Here is a 7,396-nt window from a genome sequence, read left to right as displayed (position 1 = left end):
GGGCTCGTTGTCCTTCGAGACACCGATGCTCTGGGCCGTCGGCTTCCTCATCACCTTCACCTTCGGTGGTCTGACGGGTGTCATCCTGGCCTCGCCGCCGATGGACTTCCACGTGTCCGACTCGTACTTCGTGGTGGCGCACTTCCACTACGTCGTCTTCGGCACCGTCGTGTTCGCGATGTTCTCCGGCTTCCACTTCTGGTGGCCGAAGTTCACGGGCAAGATGCTCGACGAGCGGCTCGGCAAGATGACCTTCTGGACGCTGTTCGTCGGCTTCCACGGCACCTTCCTGGTCCAGCACTGGCTGGGCGCCGAGGGCATGCCGCGTCGTTACGCCGACTACCTGGCGCAGGACGGCTTCACCGCCCTGAACACGATCTCGACGATCAGCTCGTTCGTGCTCGGCGCGTCGCTGCTGCCGTTCTTCTACAACGTGTGGAAGACCGCCAAGTACGGCAAGAAGATCGAAGTCGACGACCCGTGGGGCTACGGCCGCTCGCTGGAGTGGGCGACGTCCTGCCCGCCGCCGCGGCACAACTTCCTCACTCTGCCGCGGATCCGTTCCGAATCCCCGGCGTTCGACCTGCATCACCCTGAGATCGCGGCCCTCGACCAGCTCGAGAACGCGCCTCACGGTGACAAGGCTCTGGCTGGTGGCAAGGAGGCCGGCAAGTGAAGATCCAGGGCAGGATGTTCATGTGGCTGAGCGTCTTCGTCCTCGCCATGGCGGTTGTCTATGGCGTCTGGTCGAAGGAGCCGGCCGGTACCACGGCCCTCTTCCTGGCCTTCGGTCTGTGCATCATGATCGGCTTCTACCTGGGCTTCACCGCCCGGCGGGTCGACGCGGGTGCGCAGGACAACAAGGAAGCGGACGTCGCGGACGACGCCGGTGAGGTCGGGTTCTTCAGCCCGCACAGCTGGCAGCCGCTCTCCCTCGGGATCGGCGGCGCGCTCGCCTTCCTGGCGATCGCGGTCGGCTGGTGGCTGCTGTACTTCTCGGCCCCGCTGATCCTCGTCGGTCTCTGGGGCTGGGTCTTCGAGTACTACCGCGGTGAGAACCGCACCCAGTAGCACAAGCTGAGCTCACAGGAGCCCGGACACTCCGCCAGGAGGGTCCGGGCTCCTTCTTCTGCCGCAACGCATGTCACCCGTACGTGTCCTCCGGCGCGCCGCCGCCGACGCCGCTTCCTAGCGTGAGGCCATGAGCAAAACACCGAGCAAGAGCACCGTCATAGGCTGCACGCTCCTGCTGACAGCACTCGGCGCGAGCGCCGCCGCATGCAGCAACGACGGCAATCCGCTGTCCGCGGAGCCGTACGACGCGGCCGACCAGATCGCCTTCAACGGCCCCTCGGGCGACGGCGAGAAGGCCGACCCCGACAAGCCCCTGGAGATCACCGCGGAGGACTCCGACGGACGGATCACCGACGTCACCGCCAAGGACGCCGCAGGGCGCTATGTGACGGGCGAACTCTCCGCCGACGGCACCAGGTGGCACAGCACCTCCCCGCTGGCCGCCGACGCCCGCTACACGGTCCGCGTGAGCACCGAGGACGAGGACGGCGCCCCCGGCCGCAAGGTCCTCACCTTCGACACCAGCAAGCCGGCCAGCAAGAAGCACCTGACGGTGACGTTCGGGCCCAAGGCGGGCAAGTACGGCGTCGGCCAGCCCATCACCGCCGAACTGAGCCGGCCCGTCAAGGACAAGAACCAGCGGGCCATAGTCGAGCGGGCCCTGCGGGTCGACTCCGTCCCCGCGGTGGAGGGCAACTGGCACTGGGTGGACGACAAGAAGCTCCACTACCGGCCCAAGGAGTACTGGCCCGCCGGCGCCACCGTCCAGGCCCGCAGCGACCTGGAGGGCGTCAGGATCAGCGACCGTCTCCGGGGCGGCAAGGGCAAGCCCCTGAAGGTCACCATCGGCGACCAGGTCATAGCCGTCACGGACGCCTCCACCCACCAGCTGACGCTCTACCGCAACGGCGAGGAGGTGCGGTCCATACCCGTGACGACGGGCAAGCCCGGCTTCGAGACCCGCAACGGCGTCAAGGTGGTCCTGGGCAAGGAGTACTTCGTACGGATGCGCGGAACCAGCATCGGCATAGCCGAGGGCTCCTCCGAGTCCTACGACCTGCCGGTCTACTACGCCACCAGGGTGACCTGGAGCGGCGAATACGTGCACGCAGCCCCCTGGTCGGTCGGCTCCCAGGGTTACGCCAACGTCAGCCACGGCTGCACCGGCATGAGCACCGCCAACGCCGAGTGGTTCTTCGACAACGTCCGCGAGGGCGACATCGTCAAGGTCGTGAACTCGTACGGCAACACGATGGAGCCGTTCGGCAACGGCTTCGGCGACTGGAACCTGGACTGGAAGAAATGGCGCAACGGCAGCGCCCTGGTGGCCGGCACACCGGACGGCCCGAGCCCCGCGGAACGCGCACGGCTGCGGCCGCAGAGCGTCTAGGCAGGACGGCCGGGGCCCTCAAGGGGCGCGGGGCGGTATCGACATGCGGCTCCGCCACGCGGGCGCGACCGGCCGCAGCGGACCCGCAGCCGCCCACGGAGCCGCGCCCCCGAATCCTTCGGCGCCCGGCAGCCCCCTACGCGCTCTGCAGCCTCTTCGTGCGCAGCAGGCCCGCCAACGCCTCCGCGAACTCCACAGGCTCCACAGGCAGCGTCACAGCCGCCTCGGCACGGCTCCACGTGGCCAGCCACGCGTCCTGCGGCCGCCCGATGAGCAGCAGCACCGGCGGGCAGTTGAACACCTCGTCCTTGATCTGCCGGCAGACCCCCATGCCGCCCATCGGCACGGCCTCGCCGTCCAGGACGCAGACGTCGATCCCGCCCCTGTCCAGCTCCCTGACGACTGCTGCGGGGGTCGCGCACTCCACGAACTCGACCACGGGGACGTCCGGAGCGGGCCTTCGCCCGGTCGCCAGCCGCACCTGCTCGCGGGTGTTGGAGTCGTCGCTGTAGACCAGCACCGTGGCGGTCGGCTGCATGCTTCCTCCGAGACGTAAGTGTCGTACGGAAAGACCCGATGCGGCGGATGCTACTCCCTTGAACACCACGTCAACACCGGTACGAACGGCCAAGACACTCCGAACGGCACCCCCCGGAGTGAGGGCGGGATAAGCGACCGACATAATGTCGGTCGTGGCGACAGCAACGACAGTAGAAACCGGGCACGCGCACCCGTCGGTCAACCGGCCGAACCTCACCAGCGTCGGAACCATCATCTGGCTGAGTTCCGAGCTGATGTTCTTCGCGGCCCTCTTCGCGATGTACTTCACCCTGCGATCGGTGACGGGACCCGAGTTCTGGAGTGAGAAGGCCGAGGCCTTGAACTTCCCGTTCTCGGCGACGAACACCACGATCCTGGTGCTCTCCTCCCTCACCTGCCAGCTCGGCGTCTTCGCCGCCGAGCGCGGTGACGTGAAGAAGCTCCGGGGCTGGTTCATCGTCACCTTCATCATGGGTGCGATCTTCATCGGCGGTCAGGTGTACGAGTACACCGAGCTGGTCCGGCACGAGGGCATCTCGCTCTCGTCCGACCCGTACGGCTCGGTCTTCTACCTGACCACCGGCTTCCACGGACTGCATGTGACGGGCGGACTCATCGCCTTCCTGCTGGTCCTCGGCCGTACCTATGCGGCCCGGAGGTTCACGCACGAGCAGGCGACCGCCGCGATCGTCGTGTCCTACTACTGGCACTTCGTCGATGTCGTCTGGATCGGCCTCTTCGCCACGATCTACATGATCAAGTAGCCGGGCCCGATCCCGCGCGCGTTCCACAACGCACCTAACAGAAGCATCGACGCAGAAGATCCTGACACCGGGGTAATCCGTGAAAAAGCTCTCCGCACGACGACGCCATCCGCTGGCGGCAGTCGTCGTCCTACTCCTCGCGCTGGCGTGCACGGGGGGGCTGTACGCCGTGTTCGCTCCCGCGGACAAGGCGCAGGCCGAGGAAACCGCCCAGTCCCTCACCATCGAGGAGGGCAAGAAGCTCTACACCGTCGGCTGCGCCAGCTGCCACGGAACCAATGGTGAGGGCACCTCCGACGGCCCGAGCCTGGTGGGCGTCGGCGCTGCCGCCGTCGACTTCCAGGTGTCGACGGGCCGTATGCCGGCCGCCACCTCCCAGGGCGCCCAGGTCCCGGCGAAGAAGAACATCTACTCGCAGGCCGAGATCGACCAGCTCGCCGCGTTCATCGCCTCTCTGGGTGCGGGTCCGTCCGTCCCCACCGAGGAGCAGTACGGACCGGAAGGTGCGGACATCGCCAAGGGCGGTGAGCTCTTCCGCAACAACTGCGCCCAGTGCCACAACTTCACCGGCAAGGGCGGCGCGCTGACGAAGGGCAAGTACGCCCCGAGCCTCGAGGGTGTCGACCCCAAGCACATCTACGAGGCCATGCAGACCGGCCCGCAGAACATGCCGTCCTTCCCCGACACCACGCTGTCGGAGCAGAACAAGAAGGACATCATCGCGTACCTCCACGCGGTCAACAGTGACGAGACGGTCAATCCGGGCGGCCTGGAGCTGGGCGGCCTCGGGCCGGTCAGCGAGGGTCTCTTCTCCTGGATCTTCGGTCTCGGTGCCCTGATCGCGGTCGCCATCTGGGTCGCCGCTCGGACCGCAAAGGCCAAGAAGTCATGAGTAGCCAAGACATTCCAGAAGAGAACCTGCCCGCTGAGCAGGACGCCACCGTGGCGGTAGCGGACGAGAAGCACCCCTTCGCCGACCCCGGCCTGCCGCCCCACGAGCACCGGATCCAGGACATCGACGAGCGGGCCGCCAAGCGGTCCGAGCGCACGGTCGCCCTGCTGTTCACGGTCTCGATGCTCGCCACCGTGGGCTTCATCGCCTCCTACGTGGCGATCCCGCACGACAAGTCGATCTTCGTCTTCCCGATCGGTCACCTCAACGCGCTAAACTTCGCGCTGGGTCTGACCCTCGGCGCGGCGCTCTTCTGCATCGGCGCGGGCGCGGTCCACTGGGCCCGCACCCTGATGTCCGACGAGGAGGTCGCGGACGAGCGGCACCCGATCGCCGCGGAGCCCGAGGTCAAGGCCAAGGTCATGGCCGACTTCAAGCAGGGCGCCAAGGAGTCGGCGCTGGGTCGGCGCAAGCTGATCCGCAACACGATGTTCGGTGCGCTCGCCCTGTTCCCGCTCTCCGGCGTCGTCCTGCTGCGTGACCTCGGCCCGCTGCCCGGGACCAAGCTGCGCCACACCCTGTGGTCCAAGGGCAAGCTGCTCGTGAACATGAACACCAACGAGCCGCTGCGTCCCGCGGACGTCGCGGTCGGCTCCCTCACCTTCGCCAAGCCGGAGGGCCTGGAGGAGCACGACCACGACTTCCAGAACGAGATCGCCAAGGCGGCTCTGATGATCGTCCGGCTCCAGCCGGACGACATCAAGGACAAGCAGGAACTCGACTGGTCCTACCAGGGCATCGTCGCGTACTCGAAGATCTGCACCCACGTCGGTTGCCCGATCTCCCTGTACGAGCAGCAGACGCACCACGCGCTCTGCCCCTGCCACCAGTCCACCTTCGACCTCGCCGACGGTGCCAAGGTCATCTTCGGCCCGGCCGGTCACCCCTTGCCGCAGCTGCGCATCGGGGTGAACGACGAGGGTTACCTTGAGGCGCTCGGCGACTTCACGGAGCCCGTCGGTCCTGCATTCTGGGAGCGCGGATGAGCACTACAGAGACCACCGAGTCCCGCTCTCGCGGGAAGGCACCGGCCGGCGAGCGCGTCGCCGACTGGGCCGACGGCCGGCTGGGGATCTACTCCCTGGCCAAGGCCAACATGCGCAAGATCTTCCCCGACCACTGGTCGTTCATGCTGGGTGAGGTCTGCCTCTACAGCTTCATCATCATCATCCTCACGGGTGTGTACCTGACGCTGTTCTTCCACCCGTCGATGAACGAGGTGGAGTACCACGGCTCCTACGTCCCGCTCCAGGGACAGCTCATGTCGGAGGCGTTCAGCTCCACGCTGCACATCTCCTTCGACGTGCGCGGTGGTCTGCTCATCCGGCAGATCCACCACTGGGCCGCGCTGATCTTCCTCGCGGGCATGTTCGTGCACATGATGCGCGTGTTCTTCACGGGCGCGTTCCGCAAGCCGCGTGAGATCAACTGGCTGTTCGGCTTCCTGCTGTTCGTCCTGGGCATGTTCACCGGTTTCACCGGCTACTCGCTCCCGGACGACCTGCTCTCCGGAACCGGTGTCCGCTTCACCGAGGGCGCGATCCTGTCCATGCCGATCGTCGGCACGTACATCTCGTTCTTCCTCTTCGGCGGCGAGTTCCCGGGCGTCGACTTCGTCGCCCGCTTCTACTCGATCCACATCCTGCTGCTGCCGGGCATCATGCTCGGTCTGGTGGTCGGCCACCTGATCCTGGTCTTCTACCACAAGCACACGCAGTTCGCGGGTCCCGGGAAGAGCAACAAGAACGTCGTCGGCATGCCGCTGCTGCCGGTCTACATGGCCAAGGCCGGAGGCTTCTTCTTCCTGGTCTTCGGTGTCATCGCGGTGATCGCGGCGGTCGCGCAGATCAACCCGGTCTGGGCCATCGGTCCCTACCGGCCGGACATGGTCTCCACGGGCGCCCAGCCCGACTGGTACATGGGCTTCGCCGAGGGTCTGGTCCGGTACATGCCGGGCTGGGAGGTCAACTTCTGGGGTCACACGCTGGTCCTCGGCGTGTTCATCCCGCTGGTGCTCTTCGGCCTGGTCCTGGGGGCGATCGCGCTCTACCCGTTCATCGAGTCCTGGGTCACCGGCGACAAGCGCGAGCACCACATCCTGGACCGCCCGCGCAACGCCCCGACGCGTACGGCGTTCGGCGTCGCCTGGATCACGGTGTACATGATCGGTCTGGTCGGCGGTGGCAACGACCTGTGGGCCACCCACTTCCACCTGTCGATCAACGCCGTCACCTGGTTCGTACGGATCAGCTTCTTCGCCGGACCGGTCCTCGCGTTCATCGTCACCAAGCGCATCTGCCTCGGCCTCCAGCGCCGGGACAAGGACAAGGTGCTGCACGGCCGCGAGTCGGGCATCATCAAGCGCCTGCCGCACGGTGAGTTCATCGAGGTCCACGAGCCGCTCAGCCAGGACGCGCTGTACACGCTCACCGCGCACGAGCAGTACGAGCCGGCCCGGATCGGCCCGGCGGTCGACGAGAACGGCGTCGAGCGCAAGGTGAAGGGCTCCGAGAAGCTGCGCGCCAAGCTCAGCAGGTCCTACTACGGCGAGGACGGCCAGATCCCCAAGCCGACCGTCGAGGAGTACAAGGAGATCACGAGCGGCCACGGCCACCACTGATCGCTGCGCACGCCACGCCACGGCAGAAGGGCCCCGTCCGATCTTCGGACGGGGCC

At 66.9% G+C, this 7,396-nt stretch carries 8 protein-coding genes; 7 read left to right on the top strand and 1 reads right to left on the bottom strand.

What is annotated here, in order from left to right:
• The 3 genes from AC3ETA_RS43815 to AC3ETA_RS43805 all read left to right on the top strand — a co-directional run.
• The coding region (locus AC3ETA_RS43815) for a cytochrome c oxidase subunit I (RefSeq protein ID WP_432198492.1) at positions 1-676 on the top strand (676 nt) is incomplete at its 5' end.
• Complete coding sequence (locus tag AC3ETA_RS43810; protein ID WP_432198491.1) at positions 673-1,071, top strand: cytochrome c oxidase subunit 4; 399 nt, start codon at positions 673-675, stop codon at positions 1,069-1,071. The genes AC3ETA_RS43815 and AC3ETA_RS43810, both read left to right, overlap by 4 nt.
• Before the next feature lie 130 nt (positions 1,072-1,201).
• Positions 1,202-2,464 carry a L,D-transpeptidase gene (locus AC3ETA_RS43805; protein WP_432198490.1) on the top strand — a complete coding sequence of 421 codons (1,263 nt, stop codon included), beginning with the start codon at positions 1,202-1,204 and terminating at the stop codon, positions 2,462-2,464.
• A gap of 136 nt (positions 2,465-2,600) precedes the next feature.
• On the opposite strand, the gene AC3ETA_RS43800 is transcribed toward AC3ETA_RS43805, so the two are convergent.
• Positions 2,601-3,002, bottom strand: coding sequence for a response regulator (locus tag AC3ETA_RS43800; RefSeq protein WP_432198489.1), 402 nt, complete (start codon positions 3,000-3,002; stop codon positions 2,601-2,603).
• 145 nt (positions 3,003-3,147) lie between these two features.
• Here AC3ETA_RS43800 and ctaE point away from each other — a divergent pair, with 145 nt between their 5' ends.
• The 4 genes from ctaE (at position 3,148) to qcrB (ending at position 7,340) form a co-directional block, all read left to right on the top strand.
• Complete coding sequence (ctaE, locus tag AC3ETA_RS43795; protein ID WP_380851080.1) at positions 3,148-3,768, top strand: aa3-type cytochrome oxidase subunit III; 621 nt, start codon at positions 3,148-3,150, stop codon at positions 3,766-3,768.
• Positions 3,769-3,847: 79 nt separating this feature from the next.
• Positions 3,848-4,660 carry a cytochrome bc1 complex diheme cytochrome c subunit gene (qcrC, locus tag AC3ETA_RS43790; RefSeq protein ID WP_432198488.1) on the top strand — a complete coding sequence of 271 codons (813 nt, stop codon included), beginning with the start codon at positions 3,848-3,850 and terminating at the stop codon, positions 4,658-4,660.
• Positions 4,657-5,706 carry a cytochrome bc1 complex Rieske iron-sulfur subunit gene (gene qcrA, locus AC3ETA_RS43785; RefSeq protein ID WP_432198487.1) on the top strand — a complete coding sequence of 350 codons (1,050 nt, stop codon included), beginning with the start codon at positions 4,657-4,659 and terminating at the stop codon, positions 5,704-5,706. Before qcrC ends, qcrA begins: the two co-directional genes overlap by 4 nt.
• Positions 5,703-7,340, top strand: coding sequence for a cytochrome bc1 complex cytochrome b subunit (qcrB, locus tag AC3ETA_RS43780; protein WP_432198486.1), 1,638 nt, complete (start codon positions 5,703-5,705; stop codon positions 7,338-7,340). The genes qcrA and qcrB overlap by 4 nt, the downstream gene beginning before the upstream one ends.
• Positions 7,341-7,396 lie beyond the last annotated feature (56 nt).

Source organism: Streptomyces sp. bgisy027, from assembly GCF_057710365.1.
Note: the sequence above shows the minus strand (reverse complement) of the source record. Positions and strands in the feature narration are given on the sequence as shown.

Coding starts and splice junctions, on each gene's coding strand:
- AC3ETA_RS43805 (WP_432198490.1), top strand. CDS start 1,202: ATGAGCAAAACACCGAGCAAGAGCACCGTCATAGGCTGCACGCTCCTG.
- AC3ETA_RS43800 (WP_432198489.1), bottom strand. CDS start 3,002: ATGCAGCCGACCGCCACGGTGCTGGTCTACAGCGACGACTCCAACACC.
- ctaE (WP_380851080.1), top strand. CDS start 3,148: ATGTCGGTCGTGGCGACAGCAACGACAGTAGAAACCGGGCACGCGCAC.
- qcrA (WP_432198487.1), top strand. CDS start 4,657: ATGAGTAGCCAAGACATTCCAGAAGAGAACCTGCCCGCTGAGCAGGAC.
- qcrB (WP_432198486.1), top strand. CDS start 5,703: ATGAGCACTACAGAGACCACCGAGTCCCGCTCTCGCGGGAAGGCACCG.